Origin of the sequence: Stutzerimonas stutzeri SDM-LAC (assembly GCF_000235745.1) — a bacterium.
GTDB lineage: Bacteria > Pseudomonadota > Gammaproteobacteria > Pseudomonadales > Pseudomonadaceae > Stutzerimonas > Stutzerimonas stutzeri_H.
This window is the reverse complement of record NZ_AGSX01000010.1, coordinates 79,099-99,680: the sequence shown is the minus strand read 5'-3', so window position 1 is coordinate 99,680 and position 20,582 is coordinate 79,099. Positions and strand designations below refer to the sequence as shown.

At 57.8% G+C, this 20,582-nt stretch carries 19 protein-coding genes; 10 read left to right on the top strand and 9 right to left on the bottom strand.

Annotation, left to right across the window (positions count from 1 at the left end):
* Positions 1 to 11: 11 nt before the first annotated feature.
* Positions 12 to 1,562 (bottom strand): lytic transglycosylase domain-containing protein, encoded by a 1,551-nt coding sequence (locus PSTU_RS0101200; protein ID WP_080571161.1) that lies wholly within the window; start codon positions 1,560 to 1,562, stop codon positions 12 to 14.
* 100 nt (positions 1,563 to 1,662) lie between these two features.
* Positions 1,663 to 2,442, bottom strand: coding sequence for a hydroxyacylglutathione hydrolase (gene gloB / locus PSTU_RS0101195; RefSeq protein WP_019339221.1), 780 nt, complete (start codon positions 2,440 to 2,442; stop codon positions 1,663 to 1,665).
* A 111-nt stretch (positions 2,443 to 2,553) separates the two neighbouring features.
* Between gloB and PSTU_RS0101190 the strand changes: the two genes are divergently transcribed.
* The 7 genes from PSTU_RS0101190 to nudC all read left to right on the top strand — a co-directional run bounded on the left by PSTU_RS0101190 (position 2,554) and on the right by nudC (position 10,479).
* Positions 2,554 to 3,309 carry a class I SAM-dependent methyltransferase gene (locus PSTU_RS0101190; RefSeq protein ID WP_019339220.1) on the top strand — a complete coding sequence of 252 codons (756 nt, stop codon included), beginning with the start codon at positions 2,554 to 2,556 and terminating at the stop codon, positions 3,307 to 3,309.
* A gap of 17 nt (positions 3,310 to 3,326) precedes the next feature.
* Positions 3,327 to 3,779: a ribonuclease HI gene (gene rnhA / locus PSTU_RS0101185; protein ID WP_019339219.1), complete on the top strand. Its 453-nt coding sequence runs from the start codon at positions 3,327 to 3,329 to the stop codon at positions 3,777 to 3,779.
* 12 nt (positions 3,780 to 3,791) lie between these two features.
* Positions 3,792 to 4,553: a DNA polymerase III subunit epsilon gene (gene dnaQ, locus PSTU_RS0101180; RefSeq protein ID WP_019339218.1), complete on the top strand. Its 762-nt coding sequence runs from the start codon at positions 3,792 to 3,794 to the stop codon at positions 4,551 to 4,553.
* A 111-nt stretch (positions 4,554 to 4,664) separates the two neighbouring features.
* Positions 4,665 to 6,917, top strand: a complete 2,253-nt coding sequence (locus PSTU_RS0101175; protein ID WP_019339217.1) for an arginine/lysine/ornithine decarboxylase — start codon at positions 4,665 to 4,667, stop codon at positions 6,915 to 6,917.
* A 196-nt stretch (positions 6,918 to 7,113) separates the two neighbouring features.
* Complete coding sequence (locus PSTU_RS0101170; protein WP_019339216.1) at positions 7,114 to 7,926, top strand: crotonase/enoyl-CoA hydratase family protein; 813 nt, start codon at positions 7,114 to 7,116, stop codon at positions 7,924 to 7,926.
* Positions 7,927 to 7,963: 37 nt separating this feature from the next.
* The gene (locus PSTU_RS0101165) at positions 7,964 to 9,646 is read left to right on the top strand and encodes a hypothetical protein (protein ID WP_019339215.1); all 1,683 of its coding nucleotides are present in this window, start codon (positions 7,964 to 7,966) and stop codon (positions 9,644 to 9,646) included.
* Positions 9,646 to 10,479, top strand: a complete 834-nt coding sequence (nudC, locus tag PSTU_RS0101160) for an NAD(+) diphosphatase (protein WP_019339214.1) — start codon at positions 9,646 to 9,648, stop codon at positions 10,477 to 10,479. The genes PSTU_RS0101165 and nudC overlap by 1 nt, the downstream gene beginning before the upstream one ends.
* Here the strand turns inward: nudC and PSTU_RS0101155 are convergent.
* Positions 10,447 to 11,229 carry a TSUP family transporter gene (locus PSTU_RS0101155; protein WP_019339213.1) on the bottom strand — a complete coding sequence of 261 codons (783 nt, stop codon included), beginning with the start codon at positions 11,227 to 11,229 and terminating at the stop codon, positions 10,447 to 10,449. The genes nudC and PSTU_RS0101155 overlap by 33 nt on opposite strands.
* Before the next feature lie 215 nt (positions 11,230 to 11,444).
* Between PSTU_RS0101155 and PSTU_RS0101150 the strand changes: the two genes are divergently transcribed.
* Positions 11,445 to 12,092 carry a hypothetical protein gene (locus PSTU_RS0101150; protein WP_019339212.1) on the top strand — a complete coding sequence of 216 codons (648 nt, stop codon included), beginning with the start codon at positions 11,445 to 11,447 and terminating at the stop codon, positions 12,090 to 12,092.
* A 62-nt stretch (positions 12,093 to 12,154) separates the two neighbouring features.
* On the opposite strand, the gene PSTU_RS0101145 is transcribed toward PSTU_RS0101150, so the two are convergent.
* From PSTU_RS0101145 to PSTU_RS0101130, 4 genes are all read right to left on the bottom strand, one after another.
* Positions 12,155 to 12,922 (bottom strand): SDR family oxidoreductase, encoded by a 768-nt coding sequence (locus tag PSTU_RS0101145; RefSeq protein ID WP_019339211.1) that lies wholly within the window; start codon positions 12,920 to 12,922, stop codon positions 12,155 to 12,157.
* A gap of 28 nt (positions 12,923 to 12,950) precedes the next feature.
* Complete coding sequence (locus tag PSTU_RS0101140) at positions 12,951 to 14,018, bottom strand: phosphotransferase family protein (protein WP_019339210.1); 1,068 nt, start codon at positions 14,016 to 14,018, stop codon at positions 12,951 to 12,953.
* Positions 14,019 to 14,257: 239 nt separating this feature from the next.
* Positions 14,258 to 14,572, bottom strand: a complete 315-nt coding sequence (locus tag PSTU_RS0101135) for an SCP2 sterol-binding domain-containing protein (RefSeq protein WP_019339209.1) — start codon at positions 14,570 to 14,572, stop codon at positions 14,258 to 14,260.
* A gap of 59 nt (positions 14,573 to 14,631) precedes the next feature.
* On the bottom strand, positions 14,632 to 15,345 hold the full coding sequence (locus PSTU_RS0101130; RefSeq protein ID WP_019339208.1) for a histidine phosphatase family protein: 714 nt from the start codon (positions 15,343 to 15,345) through the stop codon (positions 14,632 to 14,634).
* A gap of 181 nt (positions 15,346 to 15,526) precedes the next feature.
* Between PSTU_RS0101130 and sohB the strand changes: the two genes are divergently transcribed.
* Entirely contained in the window at positions 15,527 to 16,552 is a 1,026-nt protein-coding gene (sohB, locus tag PSTU_RS0101125) for a protease SohB (RefSeq protein ID WP_019339207.1), read from the top strand.
* An 11-nt stretch (positions 16,553 to 16,563) separates the two neighbouring features.
* Positions 16,564 to 17,553 carry a YhdH/YhfP family quinone oxidoreductase gene (locus PSTU_RS0101120; protein ID WP_019339206.1) on the top strand — a complete coding sequence of 330 codons (990 nt, stop codon included), beginning with the start codon at positions 16,564 to 16,566 and terminating at the stop codon, positions 17,551 to 17,553.
* Positions 17,554 to 18,212: 659 nt separating this feature from the next.
* On the opposite strand, the gene PSTU_RS0101110 is transcribed toward PSTU_RS0101120, so the two are convergent.
* Both PSTU_RS0101110 and PSTU_RS0101105 read right to left on the bottom strand, forming a co-directional pair.
* Positions 18,213 to 18,713: a DUF934 domain-containing protein gene (locus tag PSTU_RS0101110; RefSeq protein ID WP_019339204.1), complete on the bottom strand. Its 501-nt coding sequence runs from the start codon at positions 18,711 to 18,713 to the stop codon at positions 18,213 to 18,215.
* On the bottom strand, positions 18,697 to 20,355 hold the full coding sequence (locus tag PSTU_RS0101105; protein WP_019339203.1) for a nitrite/sulfite reductase: 1,659 nt from the start codon (positions 20,353 to 20,355) through the stop codon (positions 18,697 to 18,699). The genes PSTU_RS0101110 and PSTU_RS0101105 overlap by 17 nt, the downstream gene beginning before the upstream one ends.
* Positions 20,356 to 20,582 lie beyond the last annotated feature (227 nt).

Below are 20,582 nucleotides of genomic sequence, written 5' to 3'. Positions count from 1 at the left end.
CCCGCTACACCTCAGCGCGAGATATATAGCGTTAGGGTCTGGCCCGGCTTGAGCATCGCACTGTCTCTGGGGTTCCAGGTCTTCAAGTGATTGATCTGAACGTTGAAGCGCTTGGCGATCTCATAAAGCGAATCACCTTTCTTGACCTTGTAATAGGTCGGCGCGGGTTTGGCCTGCTGGTTGTTGCCAGCAGCTTGGAGAAACAGGGCCTGACCCACCTTGAGGTTGCTGCCAGAGAGGTTGTTCCAGCGCTGTAGATCACGCACTGAAATCTTCTGTTTTTTGGCGATGTCCCAGAGGTTGTCACCCTGGCGGACCCGGTAGCTTCGCGGTGCCGGTTGGCTTCGCGCAACGGCATGCAGGAGCTCTTTAGATTGAGCTGCGCCGGCCGACTGGGGAATGCTGAGAACCTGCCCGATCTGCAGGCGATCACTGCGAAGACGATTGATGTCACGAATGATATTGACGGACAGCCGATGCTTGTTGGCGATCGCGCCAAGGGTGTCGCCAGGGCGCACCTTGTACTGCTGCCAGTCAACCAGATCCTGCGGCTTCATCAGCGCCAGGTTGGCAGCAAACATCTCGGCCTTATCGGTTGGGACCAACAAGTGCTGGGGGCCGTCCAGCGTAATGCGCCGGGTGAATGCCGGGTTCAGCTGATAGATCTCGTCTTCATCCAGGTCCACCATGTCGGCGACCCTAGCAAGATCCATACGTTGCTTCAGTGCGACCACTTCAAAATAGGGCTCGTCGGCGATCGGACTCAGATTCAGCCCATATGCCTCGGGGCTTTGAACCATTTGCGAGAGCGCCAGCAGTTTGGGCACGTAATCGCGTGTTTCTCTGGGCAGCGGCAGGTTCCAGTAATCCGTCGGCAGACCGAGCTTCTGGTTGCGCTCGATGGCGCGACTGACTGTCCCTTCTCCGGCGTTGTACGCCGCCAGGGCAAGCAACCAGTCGTCGCTGAATAAACCGTGGAGATACGTAAGGTAACGCAGCGCTGCGGCCGTGGAAGCGGTGATGTCGCGTCTGCCGTCATACCAGCTGGTCTGTTGCAGATTGAAATGACGGCCCGTCGAAGGAATGAACTGCCAGAGGCCGACGGCCTGAGCTGGTGAGTAGGCAAAGGGGTTGTACGCACTTTCGATGATTGGCAACAGTGCCAGCTCAAGCGGCATGTCGCGCTCTTCGAGTTGCTCGACGATGTAATGGATGTACGGGCTGCCGCGCTCGCTTGCCATCTCGATGGAATTCGGGCGACTGGAGAACAGCAGGCGCTGTTGTTCGATGCGCGGATTGCTGGCCAGATGGTCCTGCAGCTTGAATCCCTGTCTGATGCGATCCCATATGTCCGCGTAGGTCGCTTCCACCGGCGCCTTGTCCGTTAGCCACAGGGTGTCCTGCACTATTGGCACGGCTCGGACCTGCCCACTGCTGTCCGCCGGGGCTCGGGGAGAGGTGCTTTGGCAGCCGGTTATAGCGAGACAGATTGCCAGCGCCAGGGCCCGGCCGGAGGCTGCCAAGGCGTCCGGCTGTGGGCTGTTCGAAGAGTCAGACGGCATTGGCTGGTGGGCTCCCTACGCGCAAATTCGGGGGAGTGTAGGAATGCCGTTCGGGTGGGTCAACCCGGCGTCTCGGTTTTTGGCTACTGGTCGATCTTCATTAAAAGGAGTCTTTCCACGCTCGCAGAGCTGCGAACACGACTTCCGCTGTCTCCAGTGGGCGATCTGCATGCCGGCTGGCTGCGGCTACCACGCGAGGATCGCTGCAACGCAGGAACGGGTTGGTGGCGCGTTCGGTGCGCAGGTCAGCGGGGAGCGTAATGCGCTTTGCTTCGCGCAAGCGGATGACCTGTTCGAGGCGTTCGGCGACATCCAGGTTTTCCGGTTCGACTGCCTGGGCAAACCGCAGGTTGCTCAAAGTGTACTCATGCGTGCAATAAACCTTGGTAGATGCCGGCAGCGCGGCAAGCCGTTGCAGTGATCCGAACATTTGGCTGGCAGTGCCCTCGAACAGGCGGCCACAACCTGCGGCAAACAGCGTATCGCCACTCAACAGCCATGGGTCTTGGGTATCGTCATGGAAATAGGCGATATGGCCACTGGTATGTCCCGGCACCTCGAATATCTCGAGCTCATGGTCGAGAATGCGAATACGCTGCCCGTCGATCAGCGCATTATCCCTGGCCGGAATTTTTTCCCTCGCCGGGCCGTGTACCGTTGCGCCGTACCTGGCCTTGAGCTGCTCAACGCCACCCACATGGTCATGGTGGTGATGGGTTATCAGAATGTCGGTCAGCTGCCAGTCGGGGCGAGCGTCCAGCCATTGCTGGACAGGGTTGGCATCACCTGGGTCCACTACTGCGCAGAAACGACGTTGGGGATCCTGCAGCATCCAGATGTAGTTGTCGGTGAAGGCGGGCAGAGCGTCTATCTTCAACATATGCACGGTCGCCAAGTGATTAGCAAAAGCGCATCCTAACAGCCAACCTGGAGAGTTGAGCCGATCGGAGGCATTGATCGGCTCGGCCAAACCGACGAACGGAGGCTAGCCATGAGTGAGCCTTGTAGCAAATCGGACGAGCGCTGGCTGCTGCTGATGAACAAGGCCAGTGCCTGGTTCGACGGCCCATCCGGGCGACAGCTGCTTGAGCACGAACAGCGCGTGATCAACGAGCAGCTTTCGCGGTGTTTCGGCAGCTATCTGGTGCATTACGGGCCATTCGCCAATATTCCGATTGAGCCGCAGAAGATCAAGCGCAGCGTTCGTGTAGGGCCACCGCTACCGGGTGTTGAAATCGTGTGCGAGGAGCAATCCTGGCCGATCGGCGAGCATGCGGCCGACGTCGTTGTGCTTCAGCATGGTCTGGACTTCAGTCTGTCGCCACACGCTCTGCTGCGTGAGGCCGCTCGTAGCGTAAGGCCGGGCGGGCACTTGTTGATCGTCGGGATCAATCCATGGAGTGCCTGGGGCGCGACTCGTCTACTGTCACGCAAGGCGTTTCGCCATGCGCGTTGCATTCGTCCGACGCGGGTGGGTGATTGGTTGAACCTGCTTGGATTCTCGCTGGAGAAACGGCAGTTCGGATGCTATTGTCCGCCGCTTTCGTCGAGCCAGTGGCGGGCGCGGTTGTCCGGCCTTGAGACCGCGGGGCAAAGATCGCAATTGCCTACTGGCGGGTTCTACCTGCTGGTGGCGCGAAAGCTTATGGTAGGCCTCCGACCCGTACGCCAGAGCCGTCGCGAGCGCATGGGCCAGTTGCTGCCGATGCCCGTGGCGAAGGTCAGCCGCCGCGATGCCGAACAGTAATAGGCAAAGAATTCCTCATGAGTGACGAAACGGTCGAGATATATACCGATGGTGCCTGCAAGGGCAATCCGGGGCCCGGTGGCTGGGGCGCGCTGCTGATCTACAAGGGTGTGGAGCGTGAGCTCTGGGGTGGCGAGGCGGAAACCACCAACAACCGCATGGAATTGATGGCTGCTATCCGTGCGCTCGAAGAGCTGAAGCGACCTTGTCAGGTCAAGCTGGTGACCGACTCGCAATACGTCATGCAGGGCATCAATGACTGGATGCCTAACTGGAAGAAACGTGGCTGGAAGACCGCCGCCAAACAGCCTGTCAAAAACGCCGATCTCTGGCGGTTGCTGGATGAGCAGGTGAGCCGTCATCAAGTGAGCTGGCAGTGGGTTCGGGGGCATACGGGCCATCCCGGAAACGAGCGTGCCGATCTCCTGGCCAATCGCGGCGTAGTGCAAGCCAAACGACAACCTGCTTGAGTGAATTGAAACATGCGTAGCGTAGTACTCGATACCGAAACCACTGGCATGCCAGTGACTGATGGTCACCGGATCATCGAGATTGGCTGTGTCGAGGTCATCGGCCGCCGTCTTACTGGCCGGCATTATCACGTCTATCTGCAGCCGGATCGTGAGGTTGATGAGGGTGCAATCGCCGTTCACGGAATCACCGATGAATTTCTGACCGACAAGCCGCGGTTCAGGGAAATCGCCAATGAGTTCTTCGAATTCATAAAGGGCGCTCAGCTGATCATTCATAACGCTGCGTTTGACGTAGGGTTTATCAATAACGAGTTCGCGCTGCTTGGTCAGCAAGACCGTGCCGAGCTGAGCGATCACTGCAGCATCCTCGATACCTTGCTGATGGCGCGTGAACGCCATCCGGGCCAGCGCAACAGCCTTGACGCGTTATGCAAGCGTTATGGTGTCGACAACTCGGGTCGCGATCTGCACGGCGCCTTGCTCGATGCGGAGATTCTTGCCGACGTCTACCTGACGATGACAGGCGGGCAAACCAACCTGTCTCTTGCGGGTGAGGGGGCTGACTCCGAGAGCGGTGGGCGTCAGCAGGCTACGCCGATCCGCCGGTTGCCAGCCGGCCGTGCCAGTACCTTGGTGATCCGCGCCAGTGCGGAGGAAGTTGCCGCGCATGAGGTCCGCATGCGCGCTATCGAGAAGGCCGCAGGAGCGACGCCGCTCTGGCTTCAGTTGGAGCAATCTGCCGACAACGAGGCTGAAGCACTGCCTGCCTGAGGGGCGTGATGTCGACGCGCAGCTCGGCGCGTCGGCACTGCGGGAAAATTCTCACTTGGTGCTTGGGGACGGAGCCTCTACGCTGGAGAAGAATGCCTCCAGGAAGCCCCCATGTATAAAGACCTCAAATTCCCCGTCCTTATTGTTCATCGCGACATCAAAGCCGATACCGTTGCCGGTGAGCGGGTGCGTGAAATAGCGGCCGAGCTTGAGCGGGACGGCTTCCACATTCTCCCTACAGGAAGTGCCGCAGAAGGCCGGATTGTCGCATCCACTCATCACGGGTTGGCCTGCATTCTGGTCGCTGCCGAAGGCGCAGGCGAGAACCAACGGCTATTGCAGGATGTGGTGGGGCTGATAAGGGTTGCTCGGCGACGTGCACCTCAGCTGCCAATCTTTGCGCTTGGCGAACAGATCACCATCGAGAATGCGCCAGCCGAGGCCATGGCAGATCTGAATGAGCTGCGTGGGTTGCTCTATCTGTTCGAAGACACCGTTCCGTTCCTGGCTCGGCAGGTCGCGCGGGCGGCTCGAAGTTATCTGGATGGTCTGTTGCCACCCTTTTTTCGCGCGCTGGTGCAGCATACGGGCGATTCCAACTACTCCTGGCACACGCCGGGCCACGGAGGCGGTGTCGCCTTTCGCAAGAGTCCCGTCGGGCAAGCGTTTCATCAGTTCTTTGGTGAGAACACGCTGCGCTCGGATCTGTCAGTGTCGGTACCTGAACTTGGTTCGCTGCTCGATCACACCGGCCCGCTAGCAGCGGCCGAAGCCCGAGCGGCCCGCAACTTCGGTGCAGATCACACCTTCTTCGTCATCAATGGCACCTCGACCGCCAACAAGATCGTTTGGCACTCGATGGTGGCCCGAGATGACTTGGTACTGGTGGATCGCAACTGCCATAAGTCGATACTGCACTCGATCATCATGACTGGTGCGATTCCGCTGTACCTGACGCCCTCGCGCAACGAACTCGGCATTATTGGCCCGATTCCGCTCGATGAGTTCTCGCCGGAATCGATCCAGTCCAAGATCGACGCCAACCCGCTTACGCGCGGACGCTCGCCAAGGGTAAAACTGGCGGTCGTGACGAACTCCACCTACGACGGCCTCTGCTACAACGCAAACCTGATCAAGCGGACGCTCGCCAACAGCGTCGACGTTCTGCATTTTGACGAGGCCTGGTACGCCTACGCCGCGTTCCATGAGTTCTACGACGGGCGTTACGGGATGGACACCCGCGAGCAAGGACCACTGGTATTCACCACTCACTCGACGCATAAGGTGCTCGCCGCATTCAGCCAGGCGTCGATGATCCATGTGCTCGATAGTGAGCAGCGGCAGCTGGATCGTGATCGTTTCAATGAGGCCTTCATGATGCATATCTCCACTTCGCCGCAGTACGGCATCCTTGCGTCCCTGGATGTCGCCTCGGCAATGATGGAGGGTCCCGCAGGGCGCTCACTGATTCAGGAAACCTTTGATGAAGCGTTGAGCTTTCGCCGGGCATTGGCAAACCTCAGGCAACATCTGGCGCCCGACGACTGGTGGTTCAGCATCTGGCAGCCATCCGCGGTCGATGGGGCGGACGAGCTGGTCACCAGCGACTGGCTGCTGCAGCCAGAAGCGGATTGGCATGGTTTCGGGGATGTCGCCGATGATTACGTGCTGCTCGATCCGATCAAGGTCACCCTGGTGACGCCGGGACTTACGGCTGGCGGCAAGTTGGGCGAGCGGGGTATTCCGGCGGCAGTTGTCAGCAAGTTTCTCTGGGAGCGTGGGCTGGTTGTCGAGAAAACCGGTCTCTATTCGATCCTGGTGCTGTTTTCCATGGGTATCACCAAGGGAAAATGGAGCACGTTGTTGACCGAGCTGCTCGAGTTCAAGAGGCATTACGACGACAACGTGCCGTTATGTGATGCATTGCCAACCGTGGTGCAGGCCGGCGGCAATCAGTACTTTGGGATGGGGCTGAGAGATCTCTGCGACTCGCTCCATGATTGCTATCGCGACAACGCCACTGCAAAAGCCATGAAACGGATGTATACCGCTCTACCGGCGTTGGCAATGAAACCGGCCGATGCATACGACAAGCTGGTGCGGGGTGAGGTTGAGGCAGTCTCCATCGAGGCGCTGGAAGGCCGTATCGCCGCGGTCATGCTGGTGCCGTATCCACCAGGAATCCCCCTGATCATGCCCGGCGAGCGCTTCACAGCTGAAACGCGATCAATACTCGACTACCTCGCCTTCGCTCAGCGGTTCGCCGCACAATTTCCTGGTTTCGACGCTGATGTGCATGGGCTGCAACACGAAGAGCATCCTGACGGGGCCAGGTACACGGTCGACTGCATCCTCGAAGGTTAGCGCAGGATTCAACCAGTCCTGGCCGCTATAGCAGGTTGTCAAAGCAGATCATGTGCGAGGGCGTGGGCTGCTTCACATCGTCCCGCATCGACTTTCAGTTGGCTGTTGTTATAGTTGCACGGCTGAGAACAGTCCTTTTCTAAGGACTGTCGAACCCGTTCAGGCACTGAGTGCCTCGGCTGTCGAGGATGATAGCGTGACCGACTACCAAGCCTTCCGTGTGGAGTTGAAGGACAAGATCGCCCATGTAGCGATTAACCGGCCTGACAAGGTCAACGCCATGAATGCCGTATTCTGGAGCGAAATAGTCGATATCTTTCAATGGATCGACGATACGGACGACATTCGGGTAGTGGTGTTGTCCGGCGAGGGTAAGCATTTCTCGGCCGGCATCGATCTTCAACTGCTGGCGCAGGCCGCGTCTCAGATGGGCAGTGATGTCGGCCGCAACGCCGAACGCCTGCGTCGCCAGATTCTCAAGCTCCAGAGCTCGTTCAATGCGGTGGACAATTGCCGCAAGCCGGTCATAGCGGCGATCCAGGGATACTGCATCGGCGGCGCGATCGATCTGATCGCCGCCTGCGATATGCGGTACAGCACGCTTGATGCGCAGTTCTCGATCAAGGAAATCGATATGGGCATGGCAGCGGATGTCGGCACGTTGCAGCGACTCCCGCGAATCGTTGGCGATGGCATGATGCGCGAGCTGGCATACACCGGACGTACCGTTGATGGGCAGGAAGCGCAGTCCGTCGGCCTGGTCAATCGAACCTACCCGGACCAGCCGTCGCTTATGGCGGGTGTGTTCGCTCTGGCGGGTGAGATCGCGGCGAAATCGCCAATTGCCATCCGCGGAACCAAGGAGATGATCCGTTACATGCGCGACCATCGTGTCGATGACGGCCTCGAATACATCGCCACCTGGAATGCAGCGATGCTTCAGTCAGCCGACCTGAAGGTGGCCATGGCTGCCCATATGAGCAAGCAGAAACCGGATTTCGCTGACTGATGCATCATTCAAACGTTGCGCGGGAGGCGCGCTAGGCATGGTTACCGGAGCTACTTCACTCAGTCTGGTTCGCGATGAGTTGTTCGCCACCATGGAGGAAGCCGAGCAGAGCCTCGAGCATTTCATCATCGACAGAAACAACGGCGGGCTGCTGCAACAGGCTGTCGAAAATCTCAAGCAGGTCCGCGGCACCCTGCGCCTCATCGAGTTGACCGGCGCCGAACTGCTGGCGCAGGAAATACTTCAGCTGTCGACAGATATCCCAGTCGGAGCGGGGGAGGACCGCGACAGTCAACTGGCCTCGCTGAGCAACGCGCTGTATGTGCTCGGACGGTATCTGGAAAGCGTCGACGCCAGCCGCCAGGAAATGCCTGAACTGCTACTTCCGCCGATCAATGCCTTGCGGTTGGTTAGTGGGCAGTCGCCGCTACCTGAGAGCTTCTTTTTTAGTGTCCGCCTCGATCATGCGCGCCCGCCGATCGAGGCTGCGGTGCGCGAGCCGGCTGCGCGTGCGGCCGAAGCGCGCCGGTTGCGCCAGATGTATCAGGTCGGCTTGCTCGGCTTCATTCGGGAAGACAATGCATCGGCCAGTCTCAAGCTTATGGCTCGAGCGCTGGGTCGTTTGGATCTTCTGTTTGCCAACTCGCCAGGCGGTCGCCTGTGTTGGCTGGGGAGCGCAGCGTTGGAGGCCCAGCTGGATGGCCAGCTGTTGCCGCGTCAGGCACGCAAGCAATTGTTTTCCAGGCTTGACCGAGAGCTTCGACAGCTCAGCGGTCACGATGCCTATGAGCCGCCTAGGGTTCTGCTCAAAGAGCTGCTGTATCTCGTCGCCTTGGCCGAAAGCAGTGGGCCGTTAGCAAGCCAGGTCCGGGAAACGTTCTCGCTTGGTTCGTTACCCTTCACCGACCATCTTCTCGAGGAAGAGTCACAGCGTTTGGCCGGCCCTGGGCAAGCTGTGATGCGCTCCCTTTCGTCGGCGATCCGCGAAGAGCTGGCAGCCCTCAAAGATCTGCTAGACCTCATCGAGCGCCAGACCGCACCGGCTGAGTCGTATGCGAACCTGCATAGCCTGCTCGGCAAGCTGGCGAAGACGCTGGGTATGGTGGGCTTGTCCTCGGCATCGAGTACCTTGCATGCGCAGCTGTCGGTGGTTTCTGGCTGGAGCGCGGAGCAACTGCCCGAGCCCCGGGTACTGTTGAAGTTGGCCGATGCGGTGCTCTATGTCGAAAGCATGGTGGCCAGCCTGGAGCGCGGCGAGCACTATGATTCGCGGCCCCAGATTGCTCAGCCGGGCCAAGAGGCTGAAGCATTCGCCAACCATCAGCTCACCGAAGCCTGCATCGTGGTTATCGGCGAGGCGACCGCTGGCCTGGCCTTGGCCAAACGTGCCATCACAGCCTATCTGGAATCCAATGGGGAGAAATTGCATCTGGCCAACGTCCCTTTCAGCTTGATGGCTGTTCGTGGCGGCCTGCGTTTTCTCGAGCAGGACCGTGCCGCTGAGTTGATTGGAGCATGTGCCGACTTTATTCAGAAACAGATGCTCGAGGGCGTACAAATGCCACCAGAGCAAATGCTTGAAACCCTGGCTGATGCGCTAACCAGCCTCGAGTATTACCTCGACGGCGGAGCGTTACTGCGGCGCGACGAGTCGCGCGTTAGCGTGCTGGATCTCGCGACCGAAAGTGTGCGGGCATTAGGTCTACCGGTGGCTGCCTGATGAGTTTGCGATGGCAGCCGGCACTGCTCGATCCGGTCGCCGGTGGTGGTTGGGCTGTCGTGCATTGCCAGCAAGGATTTCTTTGTGACGCCAATGGCGTGCTGTTTCCCAGAGATTGGCTGAAGCGCCTCGACCTGCCGTTACTTAGCGAGCAGGGATTGGGTTATTTCGATGGGGACCAGGTGTTCCTAATGGAGTTGACGCACCCTGTCGAAGTACCTGGCGCGGGTTGGCAGGGGCTGCGTCAATTCATGATGCAGGATGACGATACCGAAAGGTTTCGGATGCTCGGTTTCGCTGCGCAAATTGGCACCTGGGCAAACCATCATCGCTTTTGCGGCAGTTGCGGCAACCCGATGCGCCAGCATGCTACCGAGCGTGCAATGCAGTGTGAGAGTTGCGGCATTCATCACTACCCTCGTATCTCGCCGAGCATGATCGTCTTGGTAACCCGTGGCGACGAGCTGCTACTGGCCCGCTCACCGCGCTTTGCTCCAGGTGTATACAGCACGCTTGCTGGGTTCGTTGAGCCAGGTGAATCTGTCGAACAGTGTGTCAGGCGGGAGGTGCACGAGGAGGTTGGCGTATCGATTGGTGAGCCCAGCTATATCTGCAGTCAGGGCTGGCCATTTCCACACTCTTTGATGCTTGGCTTTCACGCCGAATATGTATCGGGCGAGATCGTGATGCAGCCTGAGGAGATCGAGGATGCGGGCTGGTTTTCCATTCACGATCTGCCTGCGCTGCCGGCTTCAAAATCCATCGCCCGTTACTTGATCGATCTGTATCTGGCTCGGCGGCTAGGCCATTCCGAACCAGTGCTGCCAAGCTAGCCGCAGACTCAGTACCAGTACTACCGCGATAAAGATCGGGCGGATGAATCTTGACCCACCCTGGATTGCGGTGCGCGCCCCCAGGTATGCACCGATCATCAACGCAAGCCCCATGCCGATGCCCAGCGCCCAGGCGACCTGTCCGCCAGCGATGAAAACCGCAAGTGCGACACCGTTGCTGACGAAGTTCATGCTGCGAGCCACGCCACTGGCTTTTAGCAAGTCGAGCGGATAGAGCAACATGTTGCTGACGGTCCAGAACGCTCCCGTGCCGGGTCCGGCTATGCCGTCATAAAAGCCCAGTGTCAGGCCTTGTGGCCATTGCCTACCTGCGGCTAGTGGCGCGGCGTCCGATCGCGGTGTGGTCGGCATCTGTCCGAAAAGCAGATAGAGCCCGCAACCAAATACCACCAATGGCAATGCCTGATTTAGCCAGCGCGCCGGGATCATATGCGCCAACCCCGCGCCCAGCGCCGCCCCAACGGCAGTGGCCACGAGCGCGGATCGCCATTGCCGCGGATGGAACAGTTTTCTGCGATAGAAGGTGAAGCTTGCCGTAGCGGAGCCAAAGGTGGCGCACAGTTTGTTGGTGCCTAGAACCAGATGCGGCGGCAAGCCGGCTGTGAGCAATGCCGGTAGCGTCAGCAGGCCGCCACCGCCGGCAATGGCGTCGATAAAGCCCGCAAGGAAAGCGACGGCCATAAGGGCGGCCAATACCATGGGGTCCGTAGCGAGCTCAAACGTCAGCATCTGAAACACTCATAAGCAAAATCGACAGGGCATGTGGAGCATCATGCCGGTTGCGTCGTTTCAACGCCAAGCGGCTCGTAAGGCTGCGGTACGGATTGTTTAAGCAATGTCCGACGGAGAATGTCGACTCGTCTCCAGCCTTCCGCTCTGGTGCTGGCTGCCGGGATTGGCCATATCGATAATGCCCCATCGAATTTCGCTGGGAATGGCGGGCAATGCAATATTTAGGGCTTGCGGTGGTTGTCGCGTTACTCGCGATGATTACTGCGCTGGTCGCGGCGAAAATGCTCGCCGGCGGTCATTGGTTGCTGGGCTGGTTACGTGGCACCGTCGGGATGCTGGTGCTTTCACTGGCTGGCCTTATTGGCCTAGTCGCCTGGGATGTCACCACCTATCAGCCGCTGGGTCACGGCACTCCGCTGGCTTCGCTGACCTTTCAGGCCGATGGTCAGCAGCGTTATCAAGTGAAGGTGCAAGAAGGGCAAAACACTCGCTTCGTAACATTGGAGGGCGATCTCTGGCAGCTTGATCTGCGAGCGCTTCATTGGAAGGGGCTTGCAGCGCTCATCGGGTTGGAGCCTGGCTATCGGCTGGAGCGGCTCTCCGGCCGCTACCTTGCCGTCGAGCAGCAGGATCAGGCGCGCCGTCCCTATGTGCAGCTGGGGCATAGCCGGGCAGGCGTAGATTTTTGGGCATGGTTGCATCGTTGCCAGTGCGCTCCGCTAATGCTTGAGGCGCAACCCCGCAGAGTTAGCTATTTACCGATCACAGATGGAGCCGTTTATACAGTCGAGATGGCGCCAACCGGGCTATTGGCGAAACCGGCAAACGTGGCAGCAGAGCAGGCGATGAAAGACTGGTAGCGGTGGGTTTCGTAGAAGCAAAAGGGAACCCGAAGGTTCCCTTTTTCATGTTGGCCTGCCAATCAAGCGAGGTATCCGCCGTCCACGTTGAGCGACAGACCCGTGGTGTAGCTCGACGCATCGCTGGCGAGATAAAGCACAGCGCCAGCCATTTCGCTGGGATCAGCAACGCGATGCAGCGGAATGTGACGTAGGGCTTCTTCGCGGATCGAATCGTTCTTGACCAGCGCCGAGGCGAACTTGGTATCGGTGAGGCCGGGCAGCAGGGCGTTGCAGCGAATGCCCTGTGGAGCGCACTCCTTAGCGAAGGCCTTGGTCATATTGATAACCGCTGCCTTGGTGATTGAATAGATGCCCTGGAAGTTGCCTGGTGTGACGCCATTGATAGAGGCCACGTTGATGATGCTGCCGCCCCCATGCTCTCGCATCAACTTACCGGCTTCGACGGACATGAAGAAATAGCCGCGGATATTCACGTCAACTGTCTTCTGGAAGGCCGATACGTCCGTGTCGAGGATATGGCAGAACTGCGGATTGGTAGCCGCGTTGTTAACCAGAATGTCCAGTCGACCGAACTGCTCGCGGATTTGAGCGAAGACCGCCTGGATCTGTTCGAGCTCACCGATATGGCAGGCGACTGCAGTAGCCTTGCCGCCATCGGCGTTGATCGCATCGGCAACCGCCTGGCAGCCATCGATCTTGCGGCTGGAAACGATAACGTGGGCCCCTTGCTGGGCTAGCAGTTTGGCGATGGCTTCGCCAATGCCACGACTGGCGCCGGATACGAATGCAATTTTGCCGTCAAGATTGAACAGGGTGGTCTTGCTCATGGAGTTGGTTTCCTCTTGGTGAGCTGTGTTACAGCTTCGAGTTGTTAATAACCTGCAGGCTCACTTGCTCGAGCAGGGCATTCATTTGTACGAATTTTGCGAATCGCTTGTCTTGGGTCTGGCCGTGGAAATAGCGGTAGTAAATTTGTTGCACGATGGCAGCCAGGCGAAACAGACCGTAGGTGTAGTAATAATCGAAGTTGTCGATGCGAATGCCAGCCCGCTCAGCGTAGTAATCGACAAATTGCTGGCGAGTCAGCATGCCTGGCGCATTGCTTGGCTGTTTGCGAATCAGCTGCATCGGCGGCGGGTCCGTCGCTTCGATCCAGTAGGCCAGCGTATTGCCGAGATCCATCAGCGGATCACCCAGGGTTGTCATCTCCCAATCGAGGACGCCAATGATGTCCATCGGGTTATCTGGATTGAGGATTACATTATCGAAGCGGTAGTCGTTGTGGATGATGCCAGGCTTGGGGTGATCGGCTGGCATCTTGTCCCGCAGCCAAGCCTTGACCGGCTCCCAACCGGGCGCGTCAGCCGTGATTGCACGCTCATACCGATCGATCCAGCCATTTATCTGGCGCTGGACGTAACCTTCTGGCTTGCCCAGATCGCCTAGACCGCAGGCGTTGTAGTCGACGTTGTGCAGGTCGACAAACTTATCGATGAAACTCTTGCATAGCGCGGTGGTTTGCTCCGCCGTGAAACCAAGCTCGGCGGGCATGTCCTCGCGAAGGATGATGCCCTTGACCCGCTCCATGACATAAAACTCTGAGCCGATAACCGCCTCGTCGGTGCAGTAGGCGTAAGCCTTCGGACAGTACGGAAAGCCAGCGTTTAGCTGGTTGAGAATTCGGTATTCGCGGCCCATATCGTGTGCCGACTTGGCTTTGTGACCAAAGGGAGGGCGGCGGAGTACGAATTCCTGCTTTGGATATTCCAGCAGATAGGTCAGGTTGGACGCGCCGCCTGGGAACTGTGAAATAGTCGGCATCCCTTCCAGCCCTGGAATTTGGGCTTTCAGGTACTGGTCGATGGCCTCGGTGGGCAGTTCTTCGCCGTCGCGTATGCGGCTGGTCTGATCGGTAAGCGCCATGCTTTTCCCTTTTCTGTAATCGATGCCTCAATGACCAGTTTCGCTGCCGTCTAACCTCGGCGCCACTGACCATCCGACACCTCTAATCTAATGCGCCCATCTGGCATCACCAAGGGGAGTCGGCCGTTATTGGCCGGGGTGTTGCCGGGTAATCAAGGTGCCTGATGCGTGCAAAAAGCCCAAAAAAGCGCATAAAAAAGCCGAAGTCATGAGACTTCGGCTTTTTGTATCTCGGCAGATCAGGCCGGGAACAATTCGCTCAGCTTCAGCGCGAGCATCATGTCGCCTTCTGCACGCAGCTTGCCGGCCATGAAAGCCTGCATGCCATCTGTTTCACCACTGATGACGCCCTGCATGGTTTCGCTATCCATGATCAGCGTGACATTGGCATCGGCCGATTCGCCCTTTTGGAAATCACAGGTGCCGTCTTTCACGACCAGGTAATAGTTTTCGGCATCGGTGATATTGAACTGAAAGACCAGATCCAGGCCGGCTGCAGCGCTAGGATTGAATTTGGCCTTCATGCCCTGGATGGTTTCGTCGACGTTGCTCATCGGATATACCCTTTATTGTCGTGGGAAAAACGTGCGGCTTGAACCGCGGTGGCTGAAGCTTATCGATAGGTGACGAGCTCCGGATTCTTAAGCACTTCCAAGTGTGCATGACTATTGAACGAAGCCAGCGCTACGTCCTGGTCGCGGTACTTCAAGCGGCTGATCGAGGTGTTAACGATCTGCCAGTTCAGTTCGAATGCCGTTATGGGCGATACGCCGATGATCAATTGAAGCAACGCGGTAATCGTACCGCCAGATGTGAAAACAGCGACGTGATCCTTTCTGTCCGCCCGCTCGAGCAATCGGTTCAGCCCCGCCTGTACGCGGTCCACGAAACTCTGCCAGCTATCGAGGCCCTGCTTTTCGTGATTGCCGGATACCCATCGCTGAATGACATATTTGAACAATCGCTGAAACTCGGCGCGATGATTGGCCGCATTGGCAAAGACGTGCATGGCTTCTGGCTCAGCGGCTAATAGATCATTCATATGCGCACGAATTACTTCATCGGCTCGGAACTCATTGAAAGCCGCGTCAATCTCCAAAGCTGGTAGCTGGCTTTCGCCGCGAGGGGCCATTTGCTTAAGGGTTGCGCGGGCGGTGTCCTGTTGTCTATTCAACTCCCCACTTACGCAGCGGTCGAAGCGAATACCCAGTTGATTCAGATAGTCACCCAGGGCTGCGGATTGCTGAAAGCCAAGTGGAGACAGGACATCATAGTTTTCTGCGCCGAACGACGCCTGGCCATGTCTGATCAGGTAGATACTGCCCATGCGCTGCTCCGGAACCGAGTTTTCGCGAGCGTAGGGGCATCGCCGTGGAGTGTCAACGATAAATCATACGTTCGTTTGAATCTGCTTCCTCTGGCTGAGGCGGCGCCCTAATCGGTATGCTTGAGTGATTTTCGCCATCCAGAGTTCTGCTGGCGGCGCTGGTGGATCATGAGGAGGATCTGTGGAGTTTCTTGCTGACTATGCAAGCTTTTTAGCGAAGACGGTAACGCTGGTAGCCGCTGTACTGGTGGTACTTATCGCGCTTGCCTCGCTTCGCCGTGGCCGGTCCAAACAGGCCGGTGGCCATCTCGAAGTACACAAACTCAACGATTTCTACAAATCGATGCGTGAGCGTCTCGAGCAATCGATCATCGAGAAGGACCAGCTGAAATCACAGCGCAAGCAGGAGGCAAAGGCTGCCAAACTGGCCAGGAAAAACCCGGAAAGTCGTCCTCGGGTCTTCGTGCTCGATTTCGATGGAGATATCAAGGCCTCGGCAGTCGAGAGCCTTCGTCACGAAATTACCGCCCTGCTGACCATGGCCACACCTGAGGATGAGGTTGTCTTGCGCCTTGAAAGCGGCGGGGGCATGGTCCACGGCTATGGGCTCGCGGCCTCACAGCTGGTGCGTATCCGCGATGCAGGGGTGCCGCTAACAGTGTGTGTCGACAAGGTAGCTGCGAGCGGCGGTTACATGATGGCCTGCATCGGTCAGAAAATTCTCAGCGCACCTTTTGCGATTCTCGGTTCCATCGGTGTCGTTGCCCAGTTGCCCAACCTCCATCGACTGATGAAGAAGCATGACATTGATGTCGAGGTGCTGACCGCAGGCGAATACAAACGCACCCTGACGATCTTTGGCGAAAATACGGAAAAGGGCCGGGAGAAATTCCAGGACGATCTGGAAACCACCCATGAGCTGTTCAAGAACTTTGTCGCTCAGTATCGGCAGCAACTGTGCATTGACGATGTTGCTACTGGCGAGGTTTGGCTCGGGATCGCGGCGCTCGGCAAGCAACTGGTTGATCAGTTGCAGACGAGCGATCAATACCTGGCTTCTCGCGCCCGTGAGGCTGATTTGTTCCAGTTGCATTACGCGGAAAAGAAAAGTCTGCCCGAGCGATTCGGTATGGCCGCAAGCGCCGCCGTAGAGAGCGGTGTGCTGAAGGGCTGGACCCGCCTCAATGAACAACGTTTCTGGCAATAAGGGGTTTACTGATGGCTAGTTTTCAAGCACTGCAAACCAACGAGATCGGCGGGCGTTTCGAGACACGACTGATCGAGCGAGACACTGGAGAATTGCCCACTGGCGAGGTACTGATACGCGTCAGTTACTCTTCGCTTAATTACAAGGACGCCCTGTCAGCGAGCGGCAATCGCGGCGTCACCCGCAATTTCCCGCATACGCCAGGCATCGATGCGGCTGGGACGGTTGCCGAATCAACTGTTGCCGACTTTGCAGTGGGTGACGAAGTTATCGTCACCGGTTATGACCTTGGAATGAATACGCCGGGCGGTTTCGGCCAATACATTCGGGTTCCGGCCGGGTGGGTGATCAAGCGTCCGGTTGGGCTTTCGCTGCGTGACGCCATGGCGCTCGGTACGGCTGGTCTGACCGCGGCACTGTGCATAGACAAACTTGAACAGGCAGGACTAGAGCCGACCGACTCACCGATTCTGGTGACGGGCGCGACCGGGGGTGTCGGAAGCATTGCGGTCGCCCTGTTATGCCGCCTTGGATACAAGGTTGCGGCGGTAACGGGCAAGGCTGAACAAGGCGACTATCTTCGCAAGCTTGGCGCAACGCAAATCATCGAGCGTAGCGCGCTGCAGGCCGGTACCGAGAAACCATTGCTCAAGGAGCAATGGGCAGCAGCGGTCGATACGGTGGGTGGGGACATTTTGTTCAATGTGGTGAAGTCGTTGCAGCGTGGTGGAAGCGTGGCATGTTGCGGCTTAACTGCCGGGACGAATTTTCAGGCTAATGTGCTGCCGTTCATCTTGCGTGGGGTGAATCTGCTGGGGGTCGATTCGGTTGAAATCCCTCTGGTCGTTAAGGCTTCTATGTGGGACAAGCTTTCCGTGCAGTGGAAACTACCTAATCTGGACGACTTGGTGCAGGAAATCTCGCTGGAGCAATTACCTGAAGCGATCGAGCGAATCTTGGCTGGTCAACAGACGGGAAGGATGTTGGTTCGGCTCGATTGACAGCATCTGCTTGTTCTCGGCGATTAACGTTTTGCTTGTTAATCATAGTCAAAACCGATTTGTTCGCCGGTATCGATTGAGTGAAGCTAACGCTACTTCAACGCAGCAGGAGCCGCTCATGAAAATACTGGCAGAAAAAATCAAGGCCGCCTTTGGTAAGCACCCGATCACCGCAATGGAACAGCCAGAGGTGATAGAGCATCCCAACTTTTGGATGTATCAGTAAGTACAAAGATCCCACCGAAAACAGGCTGTTTGAAAACCTCGCTGCATACACCGCTGTGACAAACAAACGCCCCGACTTATCGGGGCGCTTGTTTGTGTGTAGAACCAAAAAACGCATTACGCGGTTGAGCTTGCCAGCCGGACCATAGGTCAGACGGCATTTGCGGCTGGGGCTGGTTGAGGCTGAGCGTTGCTGAATTCACGCGCACAGGTCCAGCTTTGCCACCTAAGCCTCGATCATTCGCACCAGATGGACTTCTGGGCCAACTCATCGAGTGTCGGCGGGACCGGCCGCTCTGCTCGCGCCCTTCGCCTGGATGTATCCCATAAACGACGATGCCCCATATATGTGGGGCATCGTCTTCCGCTAAACACCGAGCGGCTAGGATTTGCGCCTCTGCAAGAGCAGGGTTTCTACTGCAACACCAGCCAAATCAGCCTTGTCGACGGCGGAACAGCGGGAGCGGCTCGTCAGCGGCAGACTGGTAGGTGACGGAGAAGTCCTTCAAGCTTTCCAGTGCTTCATACGGATCGCGGTCGGGGCGCACAGCAAACGCGTCAAAGCCGCAGCGACGCATGTAGAACAGCTGATCGCGCAACACGTCACCGATCGCGCGTATCTCACCTTTGTAGCCGTAACGCTCGCGCAACAGGCGTGCACTGGAGTAATGCCGTCCGTCCGTGAAGACCGGGAAGTTCAGCGCGATGACCTGAAAGTGCTCCAGATCGTCAGCGAGCTCTTCCACGGCTTCGTCGGAATCCAGCCAGATCCCCAGCCCGCCATCGCGGGCCTTCAGTGCATGGGCATGATCAAGCCACAGCTGATACGGAACGATCAGATCGTCGCAGTTGGACAATCCGTCCAGAGTTACGTCCTTAGGCAGCAGGTGCCAGGTCTCGTCGATGACCTGGCCGTCCTTAATGATTCGCTGCATAGACGCGCTCCTTGAAAGGGTCGATTCCGATACGGCGGAAAGTGTCGAGAAACTGTTCATCTTCTGTACGTTGCTCCACATAGACGCCGATGATCTTTTCGATCACGTCGGGCATTACATCCTGAGCAAAGGACGGCCCGAGAATCTGGCCGAGGCTTGAGTTGCGGCCGGAGCTGCCTCCGAGCGAAACCTGGTAGAACTCGGCGCCTTTCTTGTCCACGCCGAGAATGCCGATGTGTCCCACATGGTGGTGCCCACAGGCATTCATGCAGCCAGAGATGTTCAGGTCGATATCGCCGATGTCGAACAGGTAATCCAGGTCGTCGAAGCGGCGCTGGATGGCTTCGGCAATAGGTATCGACTTGGCATTGGCCAGCGAGCAGAAGTCGCCGCCGGGGCAGCAGATGATATCGGTAAGCAGACCGATGTTCGGTGTTGCAACGCCAAGCTCGCGAAGTTCGTTCCACAATTCGAACAGTTGCGATTGCTCAACGTCCGCGAGAATCATGTTCTGCTCGTGGGAGTTACGCACTTCGCCGAAACTGTAGCGATCGGCCAAGTCGGCGATGGCGTCGAGCTGCTTGTCGGTGACATCACCGGGTGCGACGCCTGTGCTTTTTAGCGACAAGGTAACAGCGGCGTACCCAGGCTTCTTGTGAGCGACCACGTTACGCTGGCGCCAGCGGGCGAAACCGGGGTGCTCGGCTTCCAGCTGAGCAAGCGCTTCATCCTGATCTTCAATTGTCTTGTAGGCTGGATCGACGAAGAATTTGCTGATCCGTGCGACTTCGGCATCGGTCAGTGTGTTCGGGCCGTCCTTCAGATAGGACCACTCGGCTTCCACACGCTCGGCGAACACTTCAGGAGTAAGCGCTTTGACCAGAATCTTGATCCGCGCCTTGAACTTGTTGTCACGACGGCCATAGCGGTTGTAAACGCGCAGGATCGCGTCGAGATAAGTCAGCAGATGCTGCCACGGCAGGAATTCATTGATGAAGCTGCCTACGATCGGCGTACGGCCAAGGCCGCCGCCGACCGACACGCGGAAGCCCAGCTCACCGGCGTCGTTCTTGACGGCTTCAAGACCAATGTCGTGCACTTCAATGGCAGCGCGGTCGCTTACGGCGCCGTTGACCGCGATCTTGAACTTGCGCGGAAGAAACGCGAATTCCGGATGGAAGGTCGACCATTGGCGAATGATTTCGCACCAGGGGCGCGGGTCGATCAGTTCGTCCTTGGCCACACCGGCGAACTGGTCGGTGGTGGTGTTGCGGATGCAGTTGCCGCTGGTCTGGATGGAGTGCATCTGCACGGTTGCCAGTTCGGCGAGGATGTCAGGTACATCCTCCAGCTCGGGCCAGTTGAGCTGGACGTTGGTCCGTGTACTGATATGGGCATAGCCCTTGTCGTACTTGCGCGTGATATCCGCCAGCTTGCGAATCTGGGTAGACGACAACAGTCCGTAAGGCACAGCCATGCGCAACATCGGCGCATAGCGCTGAATGTACAGACCGTTCTGCAGGCGAAGAGGCAACAGTTCTGCGTCAGTCAGTTCACCCGCCAGATAGCGGCGAATCTGGTCACGGAACTGACGCACGCGATCCTCGATGATGTGTTGGTCATACTGGTCGTATACGTACATAAATGTCCTGTCATTTCAGGCTGTCTACAGCTTCTGCGCGCACGGCCGCGCACCCGTTCATGGGAGGCCGGCACGATACCAGCTAGCGTTTATGCGCAAAAGTGATGTTTGGGAATATGTTTAGAACGAAACGCTGCTTTTAATGCATTTCAAGCGCGGTCTTGAGGGACCGGCGAGTATGGGCTTAACTGCAATCAATGCAATCCATAACAAGAAGGTATATCGCT

Coding starts and splice junctions, on each gene's coding strand:
- PSTU_RS0101200 (WP_080571161.1), bottom strand. CDS start 1,562: ATGCCGTCTGACTCTTCGAACAGCCCACAGCCGGACGCCTTGGCAGCC.
- PSTU_RS0101110 (WP_019339204.1), bottom strand. CDS start 18,713: ATGCAGCGAATCATTAAGGACGGCCAGGTCATCGACGAGACCTGGCAC.
- PSTU_RS0101135 (WP_019339209.1), bottom strand. CDS start 14,572: ATGAGCAACGTCGACGAAACCATCCAGGGCATGAAGGCCAAATTCAAT.
- PSTU_RS0101175 (WP_019339217.1), top strand. CDS start 4,665: ATGTATAAAGACCTCAAATTCCCCGTCCTTATTGTTCATCGCGACATC.
- PSTU_RS0101145 (WP_019339211.1), bottom strand. CDS start 12,922: ATGAGCAAGACCACCCTGTTCAATCTTGACGGCAAAATTGCATTCGTA.
- rnhA (WP_019339219.1), top strand. CDS start 3,327: ATGAGTGACGAAACGGTCGAGATATATACCGATGGTGCCTGCAAGGGC.
- PSTU_RS0101165 (WP_019339215.1), top strand. CDS start 7,964: ATGGTTACCGGAGCTACTTCACTCAGTCTGGTTCGCGATGAGTTGTTC.
- PSTU_RS0101190 (WP_019339220.1), top strand. CDS start 2,554: ATGAGTGAGCCTTGTAGCAAATCGGACGAGCGCTGGCTGCTGCTGATG.
- nudC (WP_019339214.1), top strand. CDS start 9,646: ATGAGTTTGCGATGGCAGCCGGCACTGCTCGATCCGGTCGCCGGTGGT.
- PSTU_RS0101120 (WP_019339206.1), top strand. CDS start 16,564: ATGGCTAGTTTTCAAGCACTGCAAACCAACGAGATCGGCGGGCGTTTC.
- PSTU_RS0101155 (WP_019339213.1), bottom strand. CDS start 11,229: ATGCTGACGTTTGAGCTCGCTACGGACCCCATGGTATTGGCCGCCCTT.
- dnaQ (WP_019339218.1), top strand. CDS start 3,792: ATGCGTAGCGTAGTACTCGATACCGAAACCACTGGCATGCCAGTGACT.
- gloB (WP_019339221.1), bottom strand. CDS start 2,442: ATGTTGAAGATAGACGCTCTGCCCGCCTTCACCGACAACTACATCTGG.
- PSTU_RS0101150 (WP_019339212.1), top strand. CDS start 11,445: ATGCAATATTTAGGGCTTGCGGTGGTTGTCGCGTTACTCGCGATGATT.
- PSTU_RS0101130 (WP_019339208.1), bottom strand. CDS start 15,345: ATGGGCAGTATCTACCTGATCAGACATGGCCAGGCGTCGTTCGGCGCA.
- PSTU_RS0101105 (WP_019339203.1), bottom strand. CDS start 20,355: ATGTACGTATACGACCAGTATGACCAACACATCATCGAGGATCGCGTG.
- PSTU_RS0101140 (WP_019339210.1), bottom strand. CDS start 14,018: ATGGCGCTTACCGATCAGACCAGCCGCATACGCGACGGCGAAGAACTG.